This is a genomic window from Bacillus songklensis (assembly GCF_042649685.1).
Classification (GTDB): Bacteria; Bacillota; Bacilli; order Bacillales; family Bacillaceae_H; genus Bacillus_BA; species Bacillus_BA songklensis.
The window spans coordinates 585,472-611,311 of the sequence record NZ_JBHRZT010000072.1 but is presented as its reverse complement, the minus strand read 5'-3'; the positions used below and the strand labels follow the sequence as shown (position 1 = coordinate 611,311).

The window sequence follows — 25,840 nt, the reverse complement described above, 5'->3', positions numbered from 1 at the left end:
AAAACCATGACAAAAGATGATCCATATTTACCGGACATGATAAAAAAGGATTTAAAGCATCCTGAAGCTCCCGAAGGTCGAAAAAGACCATCAGTTAATGAAAGCAGTTCGGCTGATGCCCGTGGGAAAAACGGACAACAAATTGACCCTAGTTAATAACAAAGAGCAACCTTTTGGCTGCTCTTTTATCATGCACCTAGAGATAGTTTACGTCATTTCCCTTTTTTAATACCGGCATTAATCCAGATACACAAGTAAAACGATCAATATATTAACTTGTAAAACTATGTTCTAAATGAAAAATAAAGGATAGCAATCCAGGAACGAAATTGAGGATGTAAATCATACTTGTTATTTATTGTTATTATATTTGTCTAAGCAACTTAGTTAGATTCAGCATATTAAATTAATAACCAATTTAGAAAGAAGTGAGTGCAAGCTCAAGCTATGGGTGTCTTTAGTATACCCATAGTTGGAAAAATGATCTTATTCACCTTAAAAAGGGATGGGGTGATCTGAGAAAAAGAATCTTATAATCAAGAAAATACTTGAAGATTAGTGGCAAAATCGAGAAGGAGAAATAAAGCAGTATCCAATGAACATGAAAAGGGGGCAATGTTTTCATGGGCGCTAAGTGGAATAAGTGGAAACATTACCAAGTGATGAAAGAAGAGGAAGCCCTTCTTAACTATTTACCAGAAACCCAATTATTAACGGAACAATCTTTATGGGAACTTATGAATAAATATAACCATGTGATAATTAAACCCCGCCAAGGCGTTCTGGGGCGTGGTATAACCCAAGTATCCTTTATAGGTAAAGACCTATATGAAATACATGCTGAAAATAGAAAAATTACTTTAACTAGCAGGGAGGAAGTTTATAACAACTTAAACGATCTAAAGAAGCTTCTTCATTATAAACCTTATATTGTGCAACAAAAGATTCCACTAGCTACAATTGACGATTGTCCATTTGATCTCCGAGTCATGGTACAACGCAAAAAAAATTCCGCTACATGGGTGGTAACAGGAAAACTTGCCAAAGTGGCAGCAAAAGGTTTTTTCATTACGAATGTGGCTCAAAACATATTGCCGGTGGAAGAAGCGATTCAACATTCTTCTTTGTGCCAAATCCACCTTCAAATTCAAGATTTATTGTCTCATATTGATAGGAGTGCCCTACTTGCAGCAACGCAACTAGAAACATTTTATCCTAAATACCGTACTATAGGTTTTGATATAGGATTAGACCAAAAAGGAAAGGTATGGATTATTGAAGCAAATTTTAAATCCATGATTTCTATGTTTGATTTGTTAAAAGATAAAACGATGTATCAAACAATTAAAAGTTACGAAGAGGGATAGGAGAAAAAAGAAATATGTACGAAACATTCTATGTCCTTTCGCTCAACTATCACATATTTTATAAAATGAAACACTTCGCATTTTCTGAATATGGCGATGGGAGATACGGCGTTATGATCATTATATATGAGCCTGAAATTAAAAAAAACGATAAAGAAGTAAGGTTGCAGGCAGTATTTGAAGTTGATGGACAGAAAGATGTTCTTTGGTTTGAGGTGGAGGAGAAGTATAGTATATACCTGACTAATGAAAGAGCAGATGCCTTTTTAGTTGGATTATTATGGTATGCATTGAAAAATGGACACGATATAAAAGTGTTATCACCGATGTCTGAAAGACTTTATTATACGGTAAATAAATATCTCGTCCCCGTAATCGCTGAGATCCATGGATACAAGACGATAAAGGTCATGTGTAATCAGCTTGCGGCAAAACCGATATCAAATGCTGGTGCAGTGGGAACTGGATTGTCGTGTGGAATAGACTCTTTCAGCACTATTTGTGATCATATGGGAGATGGTGTCCCTGGAAAATACAAAATTACCCATTTTACTTTTTTTAATGTTGGGTCAAACGGAGATTTTGGTGGTAAACAGGCGTTAAACCTTTTTGAAGAAAGGACAAAAATCGCAAAAGCTTGTGCCGATGAACTTGGTAAAGAATTAATAATGGTAAACAGTAACTTAAGTGAGATATTGCATATGAGCTTCAGGCAAACAGATACGCTCAGGAGTATGTCTGCAGTTTTAGCTCTTCAAAAGTTATTTAAAGTATATTATCACTCTTCGACTGTTCATATAAAAGATTTCAGATTAAGTAAATCGCTTCTAGCATGTAGTGATATTTTTAATTTGAACATGTTATCTACTGAAAATACCAGTTTATTTTCATCTTGCGCTAATTATACTAGGGTGGATAAAACTCGTATGGTGGCAAAATTTGAGCCGTCATATAAATACCTTAACGTTTGCACAAAGGATAAATTTAATTGCGGTAAATGTTCTAAATGCTTAAGAACACTATTAACGTTAGAAATCATTGGAGCAATTGATAAGTATGCAGCGGTTTTTCCTCTTGATGTTTATCGCAAGAAAAGACCCAAATATATAGCGAAAGTTCTAGCTAATCGGGATACTGATATTTGGATGAAAGAAATTTATCATGAGATGGTGCGTACCAATTATTTATTGGAAGTGGAAGCGGCCCAGGAGGAACGTGAATAAAAGAAAAAAGGTCTGCTTCGCTGGCTTCTTCAAAAAAACTCCCATGAGCTTGAATTCGCTACTTTAATTCAAAAGCCTCTTGTATAAATTGTGAATAAAAGAGAGCTTGGGATTGTATATTTATTGCGTTTTATCATGAATCAGCGTCCATTGTATTTTGTACAAAATATTGGATGTTATTCATTGTAACAAAAAACTGAAGGATCTTCCTTCTCATAGCGCCCGTTATGTCAACCTCTCTTGTTTCAAGAGAGGTTTTTTTGGGGGGTTTCTTGTTTAACTAAATTGAAGCCATTACTTTATCTAGTTTTTTAACAATTTTCTCTCCTTTCTTTTTCGTTTCATCTATTTAATTAATGAAACATGAGCAACTGCTCATGATTTACACATTTTATCAAAGGAGTGAGGTCGGTTATGAGTTATTTGATTGCATTAGATGACGGACATGGAATCAATACACCAGGGAAGCGGACACCAACTTTTTCTGATGGGAGTGTAATGAAAGAAAATGAATTCAATCGACGAGTTGTCGCTCTTTTATATGTGGAGCTAAAAAGATGCGGCTTTCGAATCTTGTTAGTGGCTCCAACTGGCGAGGATATACCGCTTGGTACACGGGTAAAACGAGCCAATGATGCCAAAGCGGACTTTTATTTATCCGTCCATGCGAATGCTGCAGGTGGAATGTGGGGAAAGGCTGAAGGGATTGAAACATACGCCGGTAAAACCGAGGCATCCAAGCGGGCTGCTCGAATTCTTCAACGCTACCTTATCCAAGGAACAAAATTAAAAGATCGCGGGATCAAAGACGGATCCTGGCTGTATGTCGCCAAATATACAAACATGCCGACTGTGTTAGTCGAATGCGGATTCATGGATAACAGGCGGGAAGCAGAACTGCTTCGAAGTGAAGCGTATCGCCAAGAATGCGCTGTAGAATTGGCCCGAGGATTATGTGAATATTTTTCAGTCCCTTATGTTCCGGAGCCAGCGGTTCAGGGAATCGCTGATGATGGTAAAACATACCGATTGAGAACAGGAACGTTTAAAGGTATTACCACCGCCACTCGATTCAAAAACGAGCTGGAACGAAAATTCGGCTGGACCGTATACATTGAAGAGACGGATGCTTAGGGGAATATATGATAGTCGTCTATCAAAAGGCAGGAAGGATGAAGAACACCGAGGGCCTGCATCAGGCTCTCGGTGTTTTGGACAACCATTTGACTTTTGGTTCAGTTTTGTTCATAATACGCTGAATGTTTGCACGGTGGCGCCAGATGACAAAACTGGCTAGGAGCCCAACGACGATAATGAACGGTATATCTCTCGTAAAAAGTGTATAAATGAAGGCGAAAATACCTGTTATGATCGATGAAAGCGAGACGTATTTCGATACATACAAGCTTACAAAAAAGCAGGCGAGCATGGCGACAAAAAGAAGGGGACTGTAAAATAGCAAAACTCCACCAGAAGTCGCGACTGCTTTTCCTCCTTTAAAATTAGCGAATAGCGGGTACACATGACCGACTACCGCAAACATCCCGACAAATAACGGATGTAGATCTGCGTTAAATAAAACAGGAAGAGAAGCAGCGAGTGTTCCTTTTAAAATATCGGCGCTCGTTACAATTAAACCCGCTTTGACCCCCAGTGTGCGAAACGTATTTGTCCCGCCAAGATTGCCGCTTCCGTGTTCGCGGATATCAATTCCATATCCGACTTTCCCCACAACTAAAGCAAACGGAATGGATCCGATTATGTATGCAAGAATGGGTAAGATAAATTGCATATATATTTCTCCTTTTTCTCTCTTGTTATTTCATTTTACCACGAGTTCAAGAAAACTCCATCCCTTATTCATTCTTACTTTACCTCTGAAAATCCTTTTCATAACCATAGAGGATTTTAACAGGAACCTTTTGAAACTACAACCGGCAATTCATAGAGAGTGGTCAAACTGTGGGGCAAACAGACGGGGCATAGGAGAAAACTATACTCATCCGATGGGTTGAGCGACAAGAAATTGGTGATAATAAGCAGGAAATCGGGTATACATACAGAACGTAATACATCAGACACTTGTTTAAAGGAGAGATAATCATGCAAATGGAGATTCCTTCACGTGAAGAGCTGGGAAAAATCTTAAAAAATAGTAAGCGAATTGCGGTAGTGGGATTGTCGGACAATCCCGCCAAAACATCTTATATGGTATCCAAAGCTATGCAAGATGCCGGCTATGAAATTATTCCGGTAAATCCGAATGCGGATGAAATATTAGGGGTTAAAGCCGTAAAATCGTTAAAGGACATCGAAGGACATGTCGATATTGTCAACGTCTTCCGCCGCTCAGAGCATTTGTTGGATGTAGCGAAAGAGTTTTTGGAAATTGATGCGGATGTATTTTGGGCCCAGCTTGGATTAGCCAATGAAGAGGCGTATCAATTATTGAAGGAAAAAGGTTACACTGTTGTCATGGACCGCTGCATTAAAGTGGAACATGCTTTAACTAAATAGTCATTTTTTATGGAAAATCCTTGTTAAATACAGGGATTTTCTTTACTTTTTCATAATTTTAGTTTTAGAATTATCCATTTCTCGCTAAAATAGTGCTAAGATATGTATGATAAGTGAAGGGTCTGCCACTCATTAGAACGAGATAAAATGAGCAATGATATTTAAAAATCGAACAAGTTATGTTAAAATCAAACATACGTTCTTGTTTTCGGGCAAAGAGGCTAACAGTAAGGAACAGTTGCCCCTCAGCGGAGATTAGAGTGAAAATGAAAGAAAGACCATATCTCTTCAATCTGATTAGTTGGAACGTTTCAGACGAAGCCAAGTTTTTATAGGAGATACTGGATTGTGGATTAATTGAAAGGGGTATGTATTTTTGAGTAAGAAACAAATATTTGACTATAATGATGACGCGATTCAAGTCTTAGAAGGACTGGATGCGGTTCGAAAACGGCCAGGCATGTACATCGGCAGTACCGACAGTCGCGGTTTGCATCACCTTGTTTATGAAATTGTTGATAACTCTGTCGATGAAGCGTTAGCCGGATACGGAAACTACATAAAAGTAACCATACATAACGATAACTCCATTTCTGTTCAAGATAAAGGGAGGGGGATGCCTACCGGGATGCACAAACTCGGAAAACCGACGCCCGAAGTCATCTTAACGGTGCTTCATGCCGGAGGTAAATTCGGTCAAGGCGGCTACAAAACAAGCGGAGGTCTCCATGGAGTGGGTGCATCTGTAGTAAATGCCCTGTCGGAATGGCTGGTAGTGACCATTAAACGTGATGGTCTTGTGTACCAACAACGTTTCGAAAACGGTGGAAAACCTGTTACCACTCTTGAAAAAATCGGGAAAACGCGGGAAACAGGGACGAAGATTCATTTCAAACCTGATGCCCAGATTTTCAGTACAACTGCTTATAACTATGACACATTAAGTGAACGATTACGGGAATCTGCCTTTTTATTGAAGGGATTAAAAATTGAATTGGTCGATGAACGATACGATCAGCAAGATGTGTTCCAATATGAAAGCGGAATTGAAGCCTTTGTTTCGTACATAAACGAAGGCAAAGACTCACTACATCCGGTGCTGTTTTTCGACGGCGAACAAAACAACATTGAAGTGGAATTTGCGTTTCAATTTAACGATGGTTATTCCGAAACCATTCTTTCGTTTGTCAACAATGTTCGCACCAAAGACGGCGGAACGCACGAGTCTGGTGCGAAAAGTGCGATGACCCGCATTTTTAATGAACATGCCCGTAAAGTCGGATTGTTGAAGGAAAAAGATAAAAACCTGGAAGGAACGGATATTCGTGAAGGCTTAGCGGCCATTGTCTCTGTCCGAATTCCAGAAGAATTACTGCAGTTTGAAGGCCAGACAAAAGGAAAACTTGGGACAAGCGAGGCACGCTCTGCTGTCGATGCGGTCGTCTCCGAGAAATTAGCGTACTTTTTACAAGAAAATCCGGACATTAGCTCCCTGTTGGTGAAAAAAGCCATTAAAGCGGCCCAAGCACGGGAAGCAGCGCGCAAAGCGCGTGAAGAAGCAAGAAGCGGAAAAAAACGAAGCAGGAAAGAAACTGTTTTAAGCGGGAAACTAACACCTGCCCAATCACGAAACCCGCAAAAAAATGAACTGTATTTAGTAGAGGGTGATTCAGCGGGTGGTTCGGCCAAGCAAGGACGGGATCGCCGCTTTCAGGCCATCTTGCCTCTTCGCGGGAAAGTCATCAATACAGAAAAGGCGAAGCTCTCGGATATTTTCAAAAATGAGGAAATCAATACGATCATTCATGCCATCGGTGCCGGCATCGGAGCCGAATTCGTTTTAGACGATGCGAATTACGATAAAATCGTGATCATGACCGATGCTGATACAGACGGTGCCCATATCCAAGTGCTATTGCTGACATTCTTCTATCGCTATATGAAACCGCTTGTGGAAGCAGGCAAAGTGTTTATCGCACTTCCTCCTCTATACAAAGTAAGCAAAGGAACCGGCAAAAAAGAAGTGGTAGAATATGCGTGGAATGAAGATGAATTAAAGGGCGCCATCAAAAAAGTCGGCAGGGGATACATGATTCAGCGGTACAAAGGGCTTGGCGAAATGAATGCCGATCAGCTCTGGGAAACGACCATGAACCCTGAAACCCGTACACTCATCCGTGTTCGTATTGATGATGCCGCTCGTGCGGATCGCCGTGTTACGACCCTTATGGGAGACAAAGTCGAGCCTCGACGAAAATGGATCGAAAACAATGTCGCCTTCGGCCTGGAGGAAGACCCAAACATCTTAGATAATGAAAACGTAACGGTCGCAAAGGAGGAAGAATAAGATGACACAAGCAGAACGCTTTTTAGACTTGCCTCTTGAAGATGTACTTGGCGACCGCTTTGGACGATACAGTAAGTACATCATTCAAGAACGCGCGCTGCCGGATGCAAGAGATGGATTAAAGCCGGTTCAGCGCCGGATTTTATATGCGATGCATGTAGACGGCAATACAGCGGAAAAAGGGTTTCGAAAATCGGCAAAAACCGTTGGTAATGTCATTGGTAACTACCACCCGCACGGTGATTCATCCGTGTATGACGCAATGGTCAGGATGAGTCAGGATTGGAAGCTTCGCAATTTGCTGATTGAAATGCACGGGAATAACGGAAGCGTCGACGGGGATCCCCCGGCCGCCATGCGTTATACGGAAGCGAGGCTTTCCGCCATTGCATCCGAGCTTTTGCGCGATATCGAAAAACAGACGGTGGAATTTGTTCCGAACTTTGATGATACAAGCAAAGAGCCGGTTGTTTTACCGGCCATGTTCCCGAATCTACTAGTGAACGGCTCAACCGGGATTTCAGCAGGATATGCAACGGAAATCCCTCCCCATCAATTAGGAGAGGTCATCGATGCAACCATCATGCGCATTGACAAGCCTTCTTGTACGGTAGAGGATTTGATGACCGTTATAAAAGGGCCGGATTTCCCGACAGGCGGTATCATTCAAGGTGTGGATGGCATTAAAAAAGCGTATGAAACAGGAAAGGGAAAAATCATTATTCGCGGAAAAGCGGACATCGAATCAATTAGAGGCGGCAAACAGCAAATTGTCATCACTGAAATCCCATTTGAAGTGAATAAAGCAAATCTGGTGAAAAAGATTGACGAATTGCGCCTTGACCGCAAAGTTGAGGGGATTTCAGAAGTACGTGACGAAACGGATCGTACCGGCTTGCGCCTTGTGATTGAGCTAAAGAAAGAAGCCAATGCGGAAGGAGTTTTAGCCTATTTATACAAAAATACGGACTTGCAGGTACCGTATAGCTTCAACATGGTTGCCATATCAAGAAAACGTCCTAAATTAATGACGCTTCCTGCTATTTTGGATGCCTATATTGAACATCAGCGGGAAGTGATCACTAACCGCTCGCAATATGAGCTTGATAAAGCACGCGAACGGGAGCATATTGTCCAAGGGCTCATCAAAGCCTTATCAATTTTAGACGAAGTGATTGCTACGATTCGTGCATCGAAAGACAAAAGGGATGCAAAAGACAATTTGATCGTCCGATTTGATTTTACGGAAGCACAGGCAGAGGCAATCGTCTCATTACAGCTATATCGCTTAACAAATACGGATGTGACCGCTTTACAAGCAGAAGCGAAAGAGCTGGAAGAAAAGATTGCCGAACTGGAGCTGATTTTGAGCAGTGAAAAGAAACTGCTGCAGGTCATTAAAACGGATTTACGCAAAGTGAAAAAGCAATACAGCGATAAGCGCCGCACAAAAATCGAAGCAGAAATTGAAGAGCTGAAAATTAACCTGGAAGTAATGGTTCCGTCGGAAGATGTCATGGTGACGGTGACAAAAGACGGGTATGTCAAACGGACAAGCCTTCGTTCATACGCGGCCTCTAACGGCCAGGATTTTGGCATGAAAGACACAGATCGTTTGATTGCCAAACTGGAAATCAATACAACAGAGACTCTGCTGCTGTTTACGAATAAAGGAAGTTACTTATACTTGCCGGTCCACGAACTTCCGGATATTCGCTGGAAAGATATGGGGCAGCATGTGACAAACATCGTTCCGATTGAAAAAGAAGAAACGATTGTACAAGCCATCCCGGTCGCCAACTTTGAAGAAGAAAAATTCTTGCTGTTTGTAACGAAAAACGGTATGGTGAAAAAATCGGAACTTGCGAATTACAAAGCCCAGCGCTATTCCCGTCCGCTTGTAGCGATTAACTTAAAAGGGGATGATGAAGTCGTCGATGTCCATATGACCGACGGTAAACAAGAGGTCTTCCTGGCAACAAGACAAGGGTACGGATTATGGTTCCCCGAGGAAGAAGTGAATGTGGTAGGGGCAAGAGCGGCCGGTGTAAAAGGCATCAATTTAAAAGACGGCGATTATGTTGTAAACGGCAAGGTATTCCGAGAAGGTGACTCTTGTGAACTCATCATGGTGACACAGCGAGGTGCCGTAAAGAAAATGAGCATGAAAGAATTTGAACGATCATCAAGAGCGAAACGAGGACTCGTCATGATTCGTGAAGTGAAGAGAAATCCTCATGAAGTCGCCGCAATCGAATTTGTTACACGGAACGACCTTCTATGGATACAAACCGAAAAACTGGTGACAGAACAAGTGGATCCAGTTTCTCTCAGACTGAATGACCGTTACAGCAACGGCTCCTTTATTGTGGATCAAGATGAAGCAGGAAGTGTGATCATGATGTGGAAAGAGCCGAAATCATCGTAAAATAGAAAAAGACATTGGACCGAGCCAATGTCTTTTTTCATGGGAAGACGGATAGATAAAATGCCAACAAAATATCTCTCATAATCTCAATCTTTTTACAATACATTGTAGCGTTAGGGAAAAGAAGAGGATGAGGTAGATACCTATCCCGCATTAGGTTCATATGGCATTGAAAAGGATCGAGAACGGAAGCAATATTTCTTGCGCGATGTCAACACAAGCAGGCTGAATCGATGTCCATTTCTTATGAAAAGGAGTGTAGAGAATGCACATAAAAAAGGCTTTTATTAAAAAAGGAACTGGCGGCCATCTTGAAGAATTAGTGAGGGGATTGCTTCCGAAAAATACTGATTATGCAGAAGTCCAGGATGACGTGATTCACCACAAGCATACAACCCATACACATCTGACAGATGAGATTTTGCATGTATTGGAAGGATCCATTTATTTTTATACCGAAGGGGGGACGACCCTGTGTGAAGCAGGCGACTGTATGGCTCTTCCTAAAAATACCGTTCATTCTCCTAAACCCGGTCCGAACGGCTGCACATATGTTATTTCAATTTTAAAAGAATATCAAAAGTAAAGGATGATGGATTAGATGGCACAAAGTCGCCCCGTATTAGTCGTAGTCGACGTTCAAAAAGGATTTGAGGAGCCCGTGTGGGGGATACGGAACAACCCTCGTGCTGAAGAACAAATGCTTAGGCTGATTCAAGCCTGGCGTATAAAAGAATACCCGATCATCCATGTTCAACATGCCTCCCAAAATCCGGACTCTCCCCTGCATCCAGCGCAGCCAGGTTTTCCATTTAAAGATAAATTTGGTCCGATTGAAGATGAATATTTGGTTCGGAAGCACGTTAACAGTTGTTTCATCGGCACAGAGCTTGATACGTATTTGAAAGCCAATGGCTATCACACACTCGTGATCATCGGCCTTACCACTAATCACTGTGTTTCCACGACTGTGAGAATGGCTGGAAATCTCGGATATCTCGTTTATGCTGTTCATGACGCAACGGCTTGCTTTGAGACCGTGTCCTATGATGGAACACACTATGATGCCGATACCGTTCATCATCTGGCACTTGCTTCTCTTCATGGAGAGTTTGCTCAAGTCGTATCCACCCAAGAGGTTCTGGATGTCGTGGATGCACTTGAAAAGAATTCAGCGATTCGTTAGAAGGAGGGCCAAGGGACACTCCTTTTTTGATGTTAACTTTTCGACAGTTACGTTCATATTCTTGTTTATATACGCAAGCACGCTCTTCCTGTTTGGAATATCTTGTTTGATCGAGTACCATTTCACATCAAAGGGTGTTTCAACAATGAAAAAACTTATCGTTTTTATTTTTATCGGTTTTTTAGCACAGCTAATTGACGGGTCACTCGGCATGGCGTACGGTGTGACATCCACCTCGTTATTATTAACCTTTGGAATCGCTCCTGCTGTTGCCTCTGCCTCTGTTCATTTAGCGGAAGTCGTGACAACGGCAGCTTCCGGAGCGGCCCATATCCGATTTGGAAACGTAGATCGTTTTTTGGTCAAAACCATGATTATTCCGGGATCAGTCGGGGCCTTTGTCGGTGCATGTTTCTTGAGCAGCCTACCGGGAGAAGCGGTCAAACCGTTTATCGCCGGGTTTTTATTCTTTCTTGGCGCCTATATTTTATATCGCTTCACCTTTCCGTCACGCATAAAACAACAGGAAACGAAGCCTTATACGAAAAAGGCACTCATTCCTCTAGCATTATTCGCCGGATTTGCGGACGCAACAGGAGGGGGAGGATGGGGACCGATATCCACCCCTGTATTACTCGCCAGACGGGGGATTGAGGCAAGAAAAGTGATCGGATCGGTAGACACAAGCGAATTTGTCATTGCAGCATCAGCAAGTCTCGGGTTTTTCCTCTCGTTAGGATGGCAGGAAGTGAACTGGTACTGGGTTCTCACCTTAATGGTTGGAGGACTGGCGGCCGCCCCAATTGCAGCCTGGCTTGTCAAAATGATCCCCCCACATTATTTAGGGGTTCTTGTCGGGGGATGCATTCTGCTGACTAACGCACGTACGGTTGCTGCATCCGTATCTTTACCAAAAAGCTCGACATGGATTTTATATGCGGTTATTTTATTTGGATGGAGCTGCTGCTTGGCCTATCTTATTTACACGCAAAAAAATAACATGAGTTAACTGACCATTCACGCGCATATCATGACTATGCGTGTTTTTTATGCATTGATGAAACAGAGGCTGATCCATAAATTCAAAAAATAATGGGTTTTATGTTTTATGCAAAACGAGTGGATAAAAAGACAAAATTATTACATTTTTATTACAGTATAATGATACCGGAGTTTAAAGAAAAAATTTTTGTATAATCTTTTATATGGACTTACAATGAAAGAAAGAGGGAAAATAGATGAAATCTACTGGTATTGTACGCAAGCTGGACAGCCTTGGACGTGTGGTGATCCCCATTGAACTTAGAAGAATGCTTGGAATTGATGAGAAAGATCCTGTAGAAATTTTCGTGGAAGATAATCGCATTATCCTCCAAAAGTACGAACCCTTTGGTGCATGTGCCCTCACAGGAGAAATATCATCAAAAAATATTCGAATTGCAGAAGGAAAAATCACGTTAAGCCCAGAAGGAATGAAAATGCTATTGAAGGAATTAGGACGTTACACAAAAACCTCATAAATTAAAAACCGCTGCCAATTCGACTTGACGAAGCGGTACGCAGCTAAAAACCACCCAACATCGTTACAATAAAAGCGGGGAGAATCTCCCCGCTTTTATTGTGCGGACAACCGGATATTATAACGATAAGTTTCTTAACCATAGTACCCATTTATACATGAGCAGTCACCATCTATTTAAATTAAAGGCAGGGAATGTCCTATCTTTCATGCCTATGCATAAAGAAGTTAGCATGGGCATTTTTTGCCTATGTCAAATGATTTATGCATAAGCGGCTGCCAATCTCCCTTATGGGCTCTTGCCAGCCGCTTATACGAAGACCTTTGTCAGCTCATTCAAGATGAAAAAACAGAAACGCGCAAATAGAAGAAGGATCGGTGACAAAGGTTAAAAAATTAAGTTGGATTTATATAAACAAAGGCTTTTAACTTAGACAAGCTTTGAAATAGCATCATATATTAAAGTATGGTTGGTCAAATAGATCCGGTCTCCCTTTCTTGTACAATTTGCGGCCAGATCTAAGTACAAAAGCAATACCCTTTTAATACGGGTATTGCTCTTTTTATGGAAACGTTCGTTTAGCAGGTAAAAAGGTTGGTTGAAATCTAGACACTTTCAGCGGTCTTCTGTTGTGACATCTGCTCCTTCATTCATCTCTTGGGGCAGCCGATCTGAAGCACTGGGAGCTTTTTTGGGCTCATAATTAATGGATTCCGAGGAGTAAATCGTGACGATCATTCTAGCTCCATATGTTTTAGCACGAATCAATATGGGCTGGTTGTAATTGTTTTGAAAGCGAAAATCAGGACCGTACCAACTTACCGTAGCGTCACGGCCAGGCGGAACATAAGGAACGCGTCTGCTGTGGGAGTAGCGCTGAACAATTTTGATCCCAGCATTGTCGACGGCATTATACAGTGTAGATGATACCTGGCAAATTCCTCCGCCAATCCCTTCTGACATTTCTCCTTTGACGATCACAGGAGCACGCATATATCCTTTGTCTTCTGTTCTTTTGCCGACAACCTTGTTAAATGAAAATGTCTCGCCGGGAAATACAACGTAATTGTTGATGGCTTTTGTAGCAAGTGAGATATTATGCGAGCGTGTTTTATTGTTGGAGTTAAAATAAGTCATATATTGACCAATCCGTTGTACCCGAATGTTTGAAAGCAACTCGCTGTCGACTTTTGGATAAATGGTAAGCAAGGGTACTTCCACCGTAGATGGTCCTTTACTAAAAAAATAAGTATAAAATTTCTCCGTAAATGCTTGCCGGTACAGCTTGTGTCCTGTATGACCGGGAAGAATTTTACCTTGATCATCAATTGCGGCATTAACGGGCGCCTGATACACTTGTTGGTCTAATTTTTCGATAAACCGATCGTATTTATTGGTGTCTATCATTTGAACACCGGGCAAGGATGTCGTAAAATCAGCCCGGTTAACGATGGCAATCGTTTGTTCGTGCTGTTTAACCGACAAGCTGTCAGGAAGATTAAGTTGTTGAACGAGCAGCAATAGTCCAGCCATCCATGTTAGTTTCATAAGCAGGCATCCCTCCCCTAGCTTATTATAAGTAGGAATGGACCATTTCATGTGGAACTGGTCAAAAAAGAGAAAATAAAAACACCACCTGCTCAAGATAGTGTTTTTATTGAAGATTTTCCTATAAAGGAAATATTCGGATAATCAATGTTCTTTTAAGCTATGTACAGGAACTTCTTGTTGAATTTCCGGTTGTTCGAGATGATAGATACTCGCTGTTCCATCCTGTTCGTTTACACGTTGAATATAGACTTGGGCTCCATTGTGAGTTACATGCGCCATGACTGGAGAAGCGGCAATTTCTTGTGCACGTTGTGCATCCATAATCATAACCTCCTTTTGATTTACGCTATATAATATTTCCTCCAAATTGTTTAAGTATTCCTAAAACAATCGCCTAGAGGCGGTTTTTATGGTCTTTTGACCTGATTCGGATGTTATGGTTCTTTTATAAAGCTTTGTTTTAATCAAGAGGCGGCAGGAGTTCGAGAGCAGCATGTTGAAGGTAGTTGTAGCACAGAATATAAGAGAAAATCACTCGTTTACAGGCTATTACCGCCTCTCTAAAGGAAAAGAGAATAAGTAATAAATTAAAGGAAGGTAACAATACCTTAATTGTATCATTTAGGAGGAGAATGATGAAATATAGAGTCGAAAGAGATACAATGGGCGAGATAAATGTTCCGGCAGATAAGTTGTGGGCAGCGCAAACACAGAGGAGCAAAGAGAATTTTCCGATTGGGATTGAAAGAATGCCGATTGAAGTCATTAGGGCCTTTGCGATTTTAAAAAAGAGCGCAGCCATCAGTAATCAAAAACTTGGAAAGTTAGGAAAAGACAAAGCAAATGCCATTGTGGAGGCAGCGGATGAGATTTTAGAAGGCAGATGGAATGACCATTTCCCTCTTGTCGTTTGGCAAACAGGAAGCGGCACCCAGTCCAATATGAATATAAACGAAGTCATCGCTAACCGCGGCAACCAATTGCTTGAAGAAACAGACAGTAAGCATCGCCTTCATCCAAACGATGATGTGAACATGTCGCAAAGTTCCAATGATACCTTTCCGACAGCCCTCCATGTAGCAGGCGTTTTGGCCATTGAAGATCAATTATTGCCTGCCCTGGGAAATTTGAAAGAGACATTCCGGCAAAAGTCAGAGGAATTTCAGGATATCATTAAAATTGGGCGTACACATCTACAGGATGCTACCCCCTTAACATTGGGTCAAGAAATCAGCGGCTGGCACCGTATGTTGGAAAAAGATGAAAAGATGATCATGGAAAGCGTTGAATTCATGAAGGAACTTGCTATTGGCGGTACAGCCGTTGGAACAGGCATTAATGCGCACCCTGAATTCGGGGACATGGTCGCAAAAGAAATCAGCGTCTTCACGCAAAAAACATTCGTTTCGGCACCAAACAAATTCCATTCCTTAACAAGCCATGATGAAGTGGTGTATACGCATGGTGCATTAAAAGCCTTGGCTGCGGATTTGATGAAGATCGCCAATGATGTGCGTTGGCTCGCAAGCGGTCCCCGCTGCGGCATTGGTGAATTGGCCATTCCTGCAAATGAACCCGGAAGTTCAATTATGCCCGGTAAAGTGAATCCTACACAAAGTGAAGCACTGACCATGGTGGCAGTACAGGTGATGGGAAATGATGCGGCCATCGGCTTTGCGGCAAGCCAGGGTAATTTTGAACTAAATGTCTTTAAACCGGTTATTGCTTATAACTTATTGCAGTCAACGAGATTGCTGGCTGATGCCATGACGGCCTTCAATGATAAGTGTGCTGTTGGAATTGAACCAAAACGTGAAACAATCAAACGATACTTGAATCACTCGCTGATGCTCGTGACATCATTAAACCCTCATATTGGTTATGAAAATGCGGCAACCATTGCGAAGCTTGCACATAAAGAAGGACTGACTTTAAAAGAAGCGGCTTTAAAAACGGGATTGCTGACAGAGGAGCAATTCGACCAAATCGTTAAGCCTGAAAACATGATTGGGCCAAAGGAATAAAGGCTCCAACGAAAGATAACATCCAAAGGAAACGAGGTGAGGGGATGAGAGTTGTTTCACTTTGCCCAAGTAACACGGAACTGATTGCTTATTTGGAATGTCTAGATTTCCTGGTAGGGGTGGATGACTACTCTGATTGGCCTGCAGCCATACATAATCTGCCGCGCGTTGGACCAGACTTGAACATTCAAATGGACCTTGTGGAAGACCTTCAACTTGTGTCAATTTATTCGGTCATATTGATAAGGCCAGTATACAAACGGATTGGGAAGAAGTGAAAAAGAGAGAGCCGGACCATATTTGTTTGGCTTGGGTGGGGGTACAGACGAACAAAATCAATCCTTCCATTCTGTTTAAAAGGCCGGGTTGGAGCGATATGAAAGCCATAAAAGCCAACCACATTCATGTTCTGGAAGAGGCCCTTTATTGCCGGCCATCACCGAGATTGCTGCTAGGACTTAAACAGTTGGCTCCGATTATTCATCCTGATAGGTTTCCGTCATTTGACGGGCTGGATCCGTTATTGGAAACGCCAATGTAGCATCTCATATAATAAGGCAGAGGCAATAGAGGGAAAGGACAGGGAGAATGGGAAATCCCCCCCGCTGACGTCCTGTATGCCGTATGCAGCATCCCATTCATGCAGAAGCGCCTTCATTCAAACTTGTTCTGTATGATTCTATTGTTTGTGACAGTAAAGGAATGATAGAGCATATGAAGAAGTGACGAATTAAAAGAGGATGACTCAAAAGGTATAAAAAGACATACCTTTTGAGTCATCCTCCTGAAAGGGACCCGTCATGAAAATCCTGCAAAATCAAAGAATTCCGTGACGGGTCCTTTCAGTAAAGATCAACTTTTGCCATTGATTAGAGACTTATGGGACAGCCTCTTACTCAATTTATTTCTGCTGATTCTGAAGATGATTTTCAGCCATGGCTACTAAGCGTTTGGTTATTTCACCACCAACGGAACCATTTGCACGAGCCGTCGTATCGGGGCCTAATTCCACTCCCATTTCATTCGCTATTTCCTCTTTCATGGAATTTAGAGCATTTTCCGCACCTGGCACGACCAATTTGTTTCTTGCCATGAGATAACACCCCTTTGAATGTAGTAGGAAATGTGAACACCGATAAGATGCTCATTTTTATCATTTCCTCAAGACTGAATTTTATGATTGCCGGTGCCGAAAATCGGGAAATGGGAAGGAAGCTTTTATAAGCGTTGGAAATAAAGAATCGTCCGATGGTTTTCGCGCTTATTGACCAAATGATTCGTCATCATGTGAGTGATTCTCTAAATAGGAATTGACCAATTGCTCCAGCTGTTCCGGATTTGGGCTGTTTCCTTCAAACGTGAATTCAATTTCTTCAAGGAATTCTCCATGTTTGTATACATGCAATCCACCTTTTTGAAGCAGCACGCTGTATTCGGGTTCAAATCGGTATCCTCCTTGCTCAATGGCTCCCATTTTTTATCCTCCCTGTTTCATAAGTGTTTTTAGTATTCCCTTTTTACGGGAATACATGAAGGGAAGGTTCGTTTAGGAGTGTTAGGCCTTTATACTGGAGGAACGTTTCTTCATGGTTCTCTTGCGAATTCCGGCTGAATCTCTTCTGACTCGATCGTTTACATACTTTTTCTTCTGAAGGAAATAATGGAGGGGAAAACATGAAAATAGAAAAATTGATAACCAAACTACACAATCGAACTCCTGCCATTTTAGGCAGTGAAAATTTTTCGAAATACGCTGTTCTTGTACCACTAATCGAAAAAAACGAGGACATCCACGTCCTATTTGAAGTTCGAGCTCTTGATTTAAGAAGACAACCCGGAGAAATTTGTTTTCCAGGGGGCAGAATTGACAATACCGACAAAGATGAACGGCATACAGCTGTTCGTGAGACATCAGAAGAACTAGGAATACAGGAAAGCAGCATCAACAACGTTTTTCCTTTGGATTATATGATTTCTCCTTTTGGCACCATTGTCTATCCGTATGTCGGCATCATTGAGCATCCGGAACAAATGAAACCAAACCCTTCTGAAGTAGGAGAAGTTTTTACGATACCACTCTCTTTTTTAAAAGAGATAGAACCTGATGAGTATAAAATCAATTTTAAGGTGGAACCGGAACAAAACTTCCCGTTTGATTTAATTGTCGGCGGGGAGAATTATAATTGGCAAGCCCGTACGATGGATGAGTATTTCTACTACTATGACGATAAAGTCATCTGGGGATTGACCGCAAGAATTCTCAAGCACTTTCTCGAGGTAGTTCATGAGGAATGACGGGAGAAAAAGCGGATTTATTCTTTTTTGTAAGGCAATATAAAGCGGATCGTTGTTGATAAAAGGCTAAGAACATGTTGGCCGCGCCGCTCAGTGTCAAACGCTTCGACCAATAAGAGCCGTTTTACAGTTCAGCAAGGATTCTGTCTTGAAAAATAAGTATATATGAACAAAAAGAAGGAGGGTGTCCCAAAAGTTGCAAAGAACATACTTTTGGGACACCCTCCCGCGATGGACCGTCATTAAAAATCCAGGAAAACCAAGCATGGCGGTGACGGCCCATCACAGAAAAAGTGGATGATTACCGTCATCTAGAGGCTTTCGAGTCGGCCCCATCTTTTTGTATTGTATTAGTCTTTGAAGGAATTCACGATACGTAAAATATCGAGAAACAAGTTGATAAAGTTTAAATATAAGTCCAATACCGCTCCTGGCACATCTTCTTCACTGAAGGTGGCATGCTTCATTCTGGATACGTCATACAGCATATATCCCGAGAAAATGACGACTCCAATCCACGCTAGTGTCAGATGGAAAAATTCCGCTTGAACGAACAATCCCCCAATCGATAACAGGATAAGTGCCAGCAAAGCGCTAAATAACGTACTGCCTAAAAACGTAAAGTCTCGTTTCGTAAAATACGTATAAACAAACAATGAACCAAATAAAGTGGTCGTTACACCAAAGGCCAACACCACTAAAGAAGCTCCCATCGATGAGATGTAAGATGCAATAGCCGGATAAATCCCAATCCCCATTAAAAAGGTAAGCGTATGGACAAAAGGCATTGAGAATTGGACGCCATAATTGGACACTTTCCGGTCTTTTGCCCGTTTAATGGTCGCTGCAATCAGCACGATCAGAACCACAAACGAAACTGCAATCGCAATGCCTGCAGGGATAAAGGCCATCCCTAATAACATGCCGATAAAACTAATCAAAAGGGTTAAAAAGAAATGCGGTAACACTCGTTCTACAAGTAAATTTCGAGAACGGACGATTTCCATTTATTCATCATCCTCACTTATTTTCTTTTCTTTCTATACGAATATACAGGACGATGGTTTCAACGGGAAGATCATTTTTTTATTTTTTGCTTCCAGCCGTTTGAAAGGTGTGTGGAATAGCGCTTTAAAATAAAAGCTCTATTAATGAACAATATTGTAAAACTTAGTGTCTATTTAATCGTTATTGGTACTGGTATCGCAAAGTTCCTTGTAGTTACAGCGCCGACAGCGGAATATATGGGAGGTTCGCTGAAATTCCTCCAGCGGTACAGGTTCGTTTTTCGCGGTGTCAAGCTTGTAATGATTCATATATTGTACACTTGCATCCATTTGTTCCAACATGGCCTGAATATCGCCCGGTGTAAGATGGTAGGTGTGGCAACCGCCAGTCAGCAAGTATTCATTGCGAATCTCGATTTTTTCAAGCGGAACGTTCCATTCTTTCATCAAATACAGCGCATAAACAGCTAATTGGCCCACATCATCAGATGATTTGCTGCCTGTTTTCCAGTCCACGATCACCCATTTATCACGCTGCAAGTCTCGATAAAGCAGGTCCATCACGACATAAAGTTTTACACCATTAATTTCTACTGTGCGAAATCGCTCCGATTCGAGAAAATGAATGTGTCCACCTGATGTCATCTCTCGAAAGGATTTACTGTGTAAAAAGTGTTTTAAACACACGTCCAGGCGATCATGAATCTCCTGGACACCCGCTGCTGGAAGTTCTCCGCCATAATACATTTCAAACAACATCGTATAGCGGCTAGGTTTATGCAGCCAAAGGTCTTTACGATCACGAGAGTCAAGAAATGCCGTTCGAAGGCTTAGCCGAACACGCCGCTCCAACTCTTTCGTGCTTGGAATAGCCCCGGTTTTTATGTTGTGTTTGATGGTACTCTCAATGACATCATGAACGGCTTGGCCAAATAAAATAGGAAGATTCACGATTTTTTTCAAGCGGTATGCATGCTTGTTCAGTGGGGAGGAATCAAAGAGCCAGCCGTTATGAGAGAAGTAATACTCATATCCATACTTCCGCACACAGTCCGTCAATGTTTTATGTCGGGAATACGACCATGAAAATTCAGGAAAAGCTTTCACTTTAAACAAGGTCTGTCACATCCTTATAAAATCTAGACTTCTATAAAATTAGTATACTAGCTTGTAAAAGATAATAGTTCTCCGATTATCAAAAAGAGACGGATTGGAAATGGGCAAAGCAATTCAAAAGAAATTTTTTATTAAAATGATGAAACTTACTTCAGGCAAAAGTGGTCTAATATTCTGAAATCTTTATTTGTTGGAACATTTCAACGCATTTCGTTTCAGTATTAAAGGGACGAAAGAACTAAAGAAATGGTATTTACCTAACAATGGAAAGAGAATATAATCGGATAGAAAGTATTTGGAGAAGATTGGGTGTTTTGTTGTTATAAGACAAAATCTTTTTTCATATAGATAATAGGTATGGTGAGGGGGAACAGAGTTGATATTACATCGTATCTGAACGAGATTAATAGGTGCAAAGCCTATGGTTTTCTGATTTATAGTTTATAAATGGCATAAGTATCCTTATAAAGAACTATTGAAAAACTCCTGAAATTGTATATAATTCCTATACTGTATCAGAGTGGAAGAAAAATAATGAGATAGAAAAGGTTGGAAGACAGATGAAGAAACTGGGGGCAATTATAGGATTATTTTTTTTGTTAGCCGGATGTGCAAGTCAGGAAGCGAGTGTAACTGCAGCTCAAGAGCTTGAAGCGCCAAAAGAACATTCAATGCATGAACAGGCATTAGGAAAGAAAGAAATAAAGCCTGAGTATTTTGTTTATAGTTTAAAAGATTCGAGGACAGGCCAAGTACTCAAAGAATATAAACCGATACATTTCAGTAATAAAGAAGTGTATGAAAAAGAGATAAAGCAGTTAGCCAGGGAAATGGCTGAGAAAATTGACAAACCGATGAAAAATGCGAAAATTGATGCCAACGGGAATTTGATAAACGGAACAAAAAAAATCGTGTTAAGTGAAAAAGAGTTAGTGGAAAATCTAAAAAACTTAAAGCCAACTCAACTGGATGTGAATGTGCCGATATATGAGACGATGCCAAACGTCACACCCGAAAGTGTACGGGGAATAAATGAAGTCGTGATTGGCTCTTATAAAACGGGATTCCGAAAAACAGACACGGGAAGAAATCGCAATATCGAGTTATCGGCCCGGGCGATCAATAATGTAGTAATCGGCCCTGGCGATTCCTTTTCATATAATGAAACAGTAGGACAAAGGACAGCTGAAAGAGGATATCAGCCCGCCCATGAAATTATCAACAAGGAATTGGTGATGGGAATAGGAGGAGGCATTTGCCAAACATCCTCCACCTTGTTTAATGCAGTCGATCAAACAGGCGCAACCATTACAGCCATCACGCATCACTCCAAAACGGTCGGATATGTGCCGGTAGGAAGAGATGCAACAGTGTCCTGGGGAGGACCGGACTTTAAATTTGTGAACAACAAAGATTATCCGATTGTGATCAAAACATTCGTGGATAAAAAACAAGGACACATAACGGTAGAAATAAGAACAGCAAAAAGGTATGTTTAACATAATTTTTGGAAGAAAGAGGAACCGTTTTCAAGCAGCATAAATAAAAAACTCTACTCATTATTTATGAGAAACAGAACCCACCCGATTCATGGAAAGGTGGGTTTTTCTGATTGTTTATTTCTTGTTTTTATACAGAGGATTTTTAAAGACATGCTGAAAGATGGAAAAAAGATTGTAGTTGATTCATATAAAAGCGATAAATCTCTTGATAAAAGGAAAAAATAGTCTAATAATAAAATAATGAATGAGACACCTTTTTGACGGAGGAAACATCCATGATTATTACTTTAACTATGTTTGCCATGGGAACCTTGCTTGGATTTATAGGAGCGGGAGGAGCGGGCTTTATTATCGCCATTTTAACTCTCGTTTTTGAGGTTCCAATCCATACAGCGCTTGGCACATCGCTTGCAGCAATGGCTTTTACTAGTTTATCAGGTGCATACAGCCATTATAGAGAAGGGAATATGACGCTTAAGATTGGATTAATAGTAGGCGGGTTTGGAGCTCTCGGAGCTTTTATCGGATCAAAAATTGCTGCCGTCATCCCTACACACTCTCTCCACTGGTTAACAGCCGGTATGTTATTCCTATCTTCTCTTTTGTTGGTAGTTCGTCTGTATTTGGTGAAAAATATCACAAAGAGAGACGAAAAAGAAAATAACCTTCATTTTATGACAATAGGAAAAGCGGCTTTATTAGGCATCATCACCGGTGTATTATCGGGAAGCTTTGGAATCGGTTCTACCCCTTTCATTCAAATCGGACTGCTTACGCTGCTGGGATTGTCGATTCGCCAATCCATCGGTACGACGATGCTGGTGATTCTTCCAATCGCATTGGGCGGTGGGGTCGGATATAACTTGGAGGGGTATTTAGATTTGACGCTACTTTTGCAAGTATTGACAGGAACCATGTGCGGCGCTTATGTAGGTGCTAAGTTTACCGGTTTTGCACCCAAAAACCTTTTAAAGATGACCATGATCATGACTCCTGCATTTGCCGGTTTTTTATTGTTATTTCAATAAGCATTTGAAGGGATTCCATGATTCATCCACAAAAAAAAACGGAGCTGACTCAAAAGTCTTCGGGGAATGACAATCATCTATTTTTTGCGATGAACCGTCACCGAAATCCTTGATTTTCTTGGATTTTTAATGACGGTTCATCGCATGTTTTTTATCCCGCATTAACAGGCAGCAAGACCTCCACTGATGGAAGTTTCTTTTATTGATTGAACTCTTTCATTGTATTGAATGTACATGTTTGCGTAAAGGGAATGGGTTGCTTAAAATGATAGAATAGGGTTTGGACTCATTTGTTAGATCCCAGTGTCAAGCAAGATCAGCAGGAAGAAGGTCATATTATTGAAACTAAGCGTTCTTGATCAATCGGTTATTCGTAAAGGCGGTCATGCACGTCAGGCTCTTCAGGAAACGGTGCAGTTAGCTCAAATGGCGGAAGAATTGGCGCTAAGTCAAGATATGTGGCTGTTAGCGGTGGAAAATGGAATAGATACGAGGATACCTTCCGTTGAAGAGGCAAAAAGCATGTCCTTGACGAAAGAAGTGAAGGCTAAAATACAAGAAAATCGAAACCGTATGATTGTTTGTTATTCATAAAAAGTATCATCTTAGGTTTTTCAGTTTCTGCTCCAGTAGGGCCAATCGGGTTATTATGTATTTCAAAGAACTCTTTCTAAAGGTAAAATGGCAGGGTACTATTTCTTCTGTATTTAGGACTTAAAACCTTTTTAAGAAAACCTGCTGAAAGGGCAGCATCTTTAGAGGGAAACGGATTAGCCGGGATGTATTTGTCCACATTGTTCCTAATGATAACTAATCCTACCACTATCCTAAATTTTGCAGCTATGTTTGCTGGATTAGGTTTTAATAAAGCAGCGAGTTCTACTTCAACGGCATTTACATTCGTTTTTGGTGTGTTTTTGGGGGCAATTTTCTGGTGGATCCTATTAAGTTTAGGTGTAAGTATAGTTAGAAGTAAGATTACACCTCATTTAAAGTCAGTAAACAAAATAGCTGGAGCTTTGATCATTATCCTTGGGTGCCTCGCATTCTTGAGGTAAATATCTTTCACGAACGGGGGCATTCCTTGAATATGGGTGCCGCTTTTTTTATTGAATAAACGGAGCAGGATATCATATTTAATAGGGCCTAGCGTACAGTCTCTTTGTTGAAGCCGGGATTTTGAAAAGAGGGGCGTAGTAAACACAAACGAGTAAGTAAGTTGCCCGGAAGCTAAAAGAAATTAACCTTGGCTTTTCCTTGCCTTTTTAAATGGTTTCAAAATAAGGGAGATTAGTATAACAGGCAGGAGAAAAATTGACAAAGCAATAAAAAATCCAGTGTTAATGATATGGTCATATATCCAATCATACATCAAAATCACCTCGCTGTTTGTTAATTAGTATGGAGACAAAACAAAAGATGATACGTGATGGAAACAAAAGCATCACCTATTAGAATCTGTTTTATTGCATTCAATGAAAGGATAGTTCCGTTGCCACAAAAAGCCACTGACATGTCATCCTGCTTTAGAGCAAAAAAGACTAGAAGGGGGGGACCTTCTAGCCTCAGTAAGGGGGAGATTTGTCATGGGTGACAATTAAATGATACTTCATTTTGTTGGTTTTTTGAAATATTTTGCCTGGTACGAAAGACTGGAACCAAATAAGCAAATGGCAGAGGCTTATGCATAAAGAATGCAGCATGGGCGTTTTTTGCCCATATTATATTCTTTATGTCGATTTATATAGAAACGAAATTTGTATGATGTTTCCTAAAAAACTTTCCAGCTGAGAATTTCAACTAAAAAATTTAAATATTTCGCCTATTTATCAATGACTAAAAAAATATCGAAAAATGTCGAATTTATATAAAGAAACACAAGGGAAGTGATGTCTCTTGAAAGTTTTAAAGGAGGCGGGACACATGGAAAATAATTTTCCGGTTATGGATATTGCAAGCATCATGGAATTAGTCATTGATTAAACGAATGCAATGGATTGATAGGAAAGAACCAAGGTTTACAAGCGAATAAATGTCCAAGAGCGAGAGCGTGAGGACACTAAATGAGCAGCATAAGCTGTTTGTTTGGTGTCCTTTTTATGTTGTTAATTACAGAATGAACTAAACAGTGTGCTAAATAATCAATATCATTATATATGAATTTTCACGGGTGTAACTTATAGATAAATGATTATTCTCTGCATATAAAATTCTACTTTCAAACATTATATGAAAGAAAAATCATAGTTTGGAGGAGATTATATGCCAAGAATGGGCGGACCATTGGGAGACATCACGATCACTAACAGAAATGGAGAAGTCCTAACTGGAGTCCGTGATCAGGTTACTTCCGCTTTAGGGATTGATTTAAGTGATGCAGATGCCAACACGGTAATGAACATGACAAATGACAAAGCTTTAGCCTACAAAGAAGAAATGGGGGGGACTGGAAATTTTGATGATTGCGTCACAATAGTAGCAGCCGGATGTGCCGCTGGCGGTGCTGCATTGGGTGGACCTGTAGGGGCAGCATTAAGCACGGGTGCAGGAGTTCCAGCTGCAAGATTAGCTTGCGGTCGTATTTATCGAAGACCAGAATAATCTACCTTTTAGACAAGCTTCGAAATTTGTGAGGTGTTTTTTCAAAAGTCCTTGAAGTCAAGATTTGACTCTTGTTTTATCATGTCTTGGGATGGGAAAGTTGCAACTTATTTGAAGACGATTATGGA

Annotated in this window: 25 protein-coding genes and 2 pseudogenes; 20 read left to right on the top strand and 7 right to left on the bottom strand. The window is 40.9% G+C overall.

Annotated elements, in window-relative coordinates:
• Positions 1–6 precede the first annotated feature (6 nt).
• The 4 genes from ACFOU2_RS21980 (at position 7) to ACFOU2_RS21965 (ending at position 3,724) form a co-directional block, all read left to right on the top strand.
• Positions 7–156: a hypothetical protein gene (locus ACFOU2_RS21980; protein WP_377918413.1), complete on the top strand. Its 150-nt coding sequence runs from the start codon at positions 7–9 to the stop codon at positions 154–156.
• Positions 157–623: 467 nt separating this feature from the next.
• Entirely contained in the window at positions 624–1,367 is a 744-nt protein-coding gene (locus ACFOU2_RS21975) for a YheC/YheD family protein (protein WP_377918412.1), read from the top strand.
• Positions 1,368–1,381: 14 nt separating this feature from the next.
• Positions 1,382–2,590 (top strand): hypothetical protein, encoded by a 1,209-nt coding sequence (locus ACFOU2_RS21970; protein ID WP_377918411.1) that lies wholly within the window; start codon positions 1,382–1,384, stop codon positions 2,588–2,590.
• 414 nt (positions 2,591–3,004) lie between these two features.
• The gene (locus ACFOU2_RS21965) at positions 3,005–3,724 is read left to right on the top strand and encodes an N-acetylmuramoyl-L-alanine amidase family protein (RefSeq protein WP_377918410.1); all 720 of its coding nucleotides are present in this window, start codon (positions 3,005–3,007) and stop codon (positions 3,722–3,724) included.
• Positions 3,725–3,785: 61 nt separating this feature from the next.
• On the opposite strand, the gene plsY is transcribed toward ACFOU2_RS21965, so the two are convergent.
• Positions 3,786–4,382: a glycerol-3-phosphate 1-O-acyltransferase PlsY gene (plsY, locus tag ACFOU2_RS21960; protein WP_377918409.1), complete on the bottom strand. Its 597-nt coding sequence runs from the start codon at positions 4,380–4,382 to the stop codon at positions 3,786–3,788.
• Positions 4,383–4,693: 311 nt separating this feature from the next.
• On the opposite strand from plsY, the gene ACFOU2_RS21955 reads away from it, so the two are divergent.
• The 8 genes and pseudogenes from ACFOU2_RS21955 (at position 4,694) to ACFOU2_RS21920 (ending at position 12,588) form a co-directional block, all read left to right on the top strand.
• Positions 4,694–5,107 (top strand): CoA-binding protein, encoded by a 414-nt coding sequence (locus ACFOU2_RS21955; protein ID WP_377918408.1) that lies wholly within the window; start codon positions 4,694–4,696, stop codon positions 5,105–5,107.
• 376 nt (positions 5,108–5,483) lie between these two features.
• A complete protein-coding gene (gene parE / locus ACFOU2_RS21950; protein ID WP_377918407.1) occupies positions 5,484–7,454 on the top strand; it encodes a DNA topoisomerase IV subunit B in 1,971 nt (656 codons plus the stop codon).
• Between the two features lies 1 nt (position 7,455).
• Entirely contained in the window at positions 7,456–9,882 is a 2,427-nt protein-coding gene (gene parC, locus ACFOU2_RS21945; protein WP_377918406.1) for a DNA topoisomerase IV subunit A, read from the top strand.
• A 138-nt stretch (positions 9,883–10,020) separates the two neighbouring features.
• Positions 10,021–10,173, top strand: a pseudogene (locus ACFOU2_RS21940) (YqcI/YcgG family protein); the annotation flags it as partial.
• Positions 10,148–10,468, top strand: a complete 321-nt coding sequence (locus tag ACFOU2_RS21935) for a cupin domain-containing protein (RefSeq protein ID WP_377918405.1) — start codon at positions 10,148–10,150, stop codon at positions 10,466–10,468. The pseudogene ACFOU2_RS21940 and the gene ACFOU2_RS21935, both read left to right, overlap by 26 nt.
• A 15-nt stretch (positions 10,469–10,483) precedes the next feature.
• Positions 10,484–11,068 (top strand): cysteine hydrolase family protein, encoded by a 585-nt coding sequence (locus ACFOU2_RS21930; protein ID WP_377918404.1) that lies wholly within the window; start codon positions 10,484–10,486, stop codon positions 11,066–11,068.
• 145 nt (positions 11,069–11,213) lie between these two features.
• Positions 11,214–12,077, top strand: a complete 864-nt coding sequence (locus ACFOU2_RS21925) for a sulfite exporter TauE/SafE family protein (RefSeq protein ID WP_377918403.1) — start codon at positions 11,214–11,216, stop codon at positions 12,075–12,077.
• A gap of 229 nt (positions 12,078–12,306) precedes the next feature.
• A complete protein-coding gene (locus ACFOU2_RS21920; protein WP_377918402.1) occupies positions 12,307–12,588 on the top strand; it encodes an AbrB/MazE/SpoVT family DNA-binding domain-containing protein in 282 nt (93 codons plus the stop codon).
• Between the two features lie 615 nt (positions 12,589–13,203).
• On the opposite strand, the gene ACFOU2_RS21915 is transcribed toward ACFOU2_RS21920, so the two are convergent.
• Together ACFOU2_RS21915 and ACFOU2_RS21910 are read right to left on the bottom strand one after the other, a co-directional pair.
• Complete coding sequence (locus tag ACFOU2_RS21915) at positions 13,204–14,136, bottom strand: VanW family protein (protein ID WP_377918401.1); 933 nt, start codon at positions 14,134–14,136, stop codon at positions 13,204–13,206.
• A gap of 144 nt (positions 14,137–14,280) precedes the next feature.
• Positions 14,281–14,460, bottom strand: coding sequence for an H-type small acid-soluble spore protein (locus ACFOU2_RS21910; RefSeq protein WP_377918400.1), 180 nt, complete (start codon positions 14,458–14,460; stop codon positions 14,281–14,283).
• Positions 14,461–14,774: 314 nt separating this feature from the next.
• On the opposite strand from ACFOU2_RS21910, the gene fumC reads away from it, so the two are divergent.
• Both fumC and ACFOU2_RS21900 read left to right on the top strand, forming a co-directional pair.
• The gene (gene fumC, locus ACFOU2_RS21905) at positions 14,775–16,163 is read left to right on the top strand and encodes a class II fumarate hydratase (RefSeq protein ID WP_377918399.1); all 1,389 of its coding nucleotides are present in this window, start codon (positions 14,775–14,777) and stop codon (positions 16,161–16,163) included.
• 44 nt (positions 16,164–16,207) lie between these two features.
• A pseudogene (locus ACFOU2_RS21900) lies at positions 16,208–16,704 on the top strand (hypothetical protein).
• A 360-nt stretch (positions 16,705–17,064) separates the two neighbouring features.
• Here ACFOU2_RS21900 and ACFOU2_RS21895 read toward each other — a convergent pair.
• Together ACFOU2_RS21895 and ACFOU2_RS21890 are read right to left on the bottom strand one after the other, a co-directional pair.
• The gene (locus ACFOU2_RS21895; RefSeq protein ID WP_377918398.1) at positions 17,065–17,256 is read right to left on the bottom strand and encodes a small, acid-soluble spore protein, alpha/beta type; all 192 of its coding nucleotides are present in this window, start codon (positions 17,254–17,256) and stop codon (positions 17,065–17,067) included.
• A 168-nt stretch (positions 17,257–17,424) separates the two neighbouring features.
• The gene (locus tag ACFOU2_RS21890; RefSeq protein WP_377918397.1) at positions 17,425–17,637 is read right to left on the bottom strand and encodes a DUF5370 family protein; all 213 of its coding nucleotides are present in this window, start codon (positions 17,635–17,637) and stop codon (positions 17,425–17,427) included.
• Between the two features lie 200 nt (positions 17,638–17,837).
• Between ACFOU2_RS21890 and ACFOU2_RS21885 the strand changes: the two genes are divergently transcribed.
• Entirely contained in the window at positions 17,838–18,458 is a 621-nt protein-coding gene (locus tag ACFOU2_RS21885) for an NUDIX hydrolase (protein WP_377918396.1), read from the top strand.
• Positions 18,459–18,808: 350 nt separating this feature from the next.
• Here the strand turns inward: ACFOU2_RS21885 and ACFOU2_RS21880 are convergent, their stop codons facing one another.
• The gene (locus ACFOU2_RS21880; protein ID WP_377918395.1) at positions 18,809–19,465 is read right to left on the bottom strand and encodes a Bax inhibitor-1/YccA family protein; all 657 of its coding nucleotides are present in this window, start codon (positions 19,463–19,465) and stop codon (positions 18,809–18,811) included.
• Between the two features lie 174 nt (positions 19,466–19,639).
• Positions 19,640–20,572: a PD-(D/E)XK nuclease family protein gene (locus tag ACFOU2_RS21875; protein ID WP_377918701.1), complete on the bottom strand. Its 933-nt coding sequence runs from the start codon at positions 20,570–20,572 to the stop codon at positions 19,640–19,642.
• 569 nt (positions 20,573–21,141) lie between these two features.
• Here ACFOU2_RS21875 and ACFOU2_RS21870 point away from each other — a divergent pair.
• From ACFOU2_RS21870 to ACFOU2_RS21850, 5 genes are all read left to right on the top strand, one after another.
• Entirely contained in the window at positions 21,142–22,080 is a 939-nt protein-coding gene (locus ACFOU2_RS21870; RefSeq protein WP_377918394.1) for a VanW family protein, read from the top strand.
• Between the two features lie 278 nt (positions 22,081–22,358).
• A complete protein-coding gene (locus ACFOU2_RS21865) occupies positions 22,359–23,111 on the top strand; it encodes a sulfite exporter TauE/SafE family protein (protein WP_377918393.1) in 753 nt (250 codons plus the stop codon).
• A 339-nt stretch (positions 23,112–23,450) separates the two neighbouring features.
• Positions 23,451–23,705 carry a hypothetical protein gene (locus ACFOU2_RS21860; protein WP_377918392.1) on the top strand — a complete coding sequence of 85 codons (255 nt, stop codon included), beginning with the start codon at positions 23,451–23,453 and terminating at the stop codon, positions 23,703–23,705.
• A 107-nt stretch (positions 23,706–23,812) separates the two neighbouring features.
• Positions 23,813–24,169, top strand: coding sequence for a LysE family transporter (locus ACFOU2_RS21855; RefSeq protein ID WP_377918700.1), 357 nt, complete (start codon positions 23,813–23,815; stop codon positions 24,167–24,169).
• A gap of 1,204 nt (positions 24,170–25,373) precedes the next feature.
• Positions 25,374–25,712, top strand: coding sequence for a hypothetical protein (locus tag ACFOU2_RS21850; protein ID WP_377918391.1), 339 nt, complete (start codon positions 25,374–25,376; stop codon positions 25,710–25,712).
• The last annotated feature ends 128 nt before the right edge of the window (positions 25,713–25,840 follow it).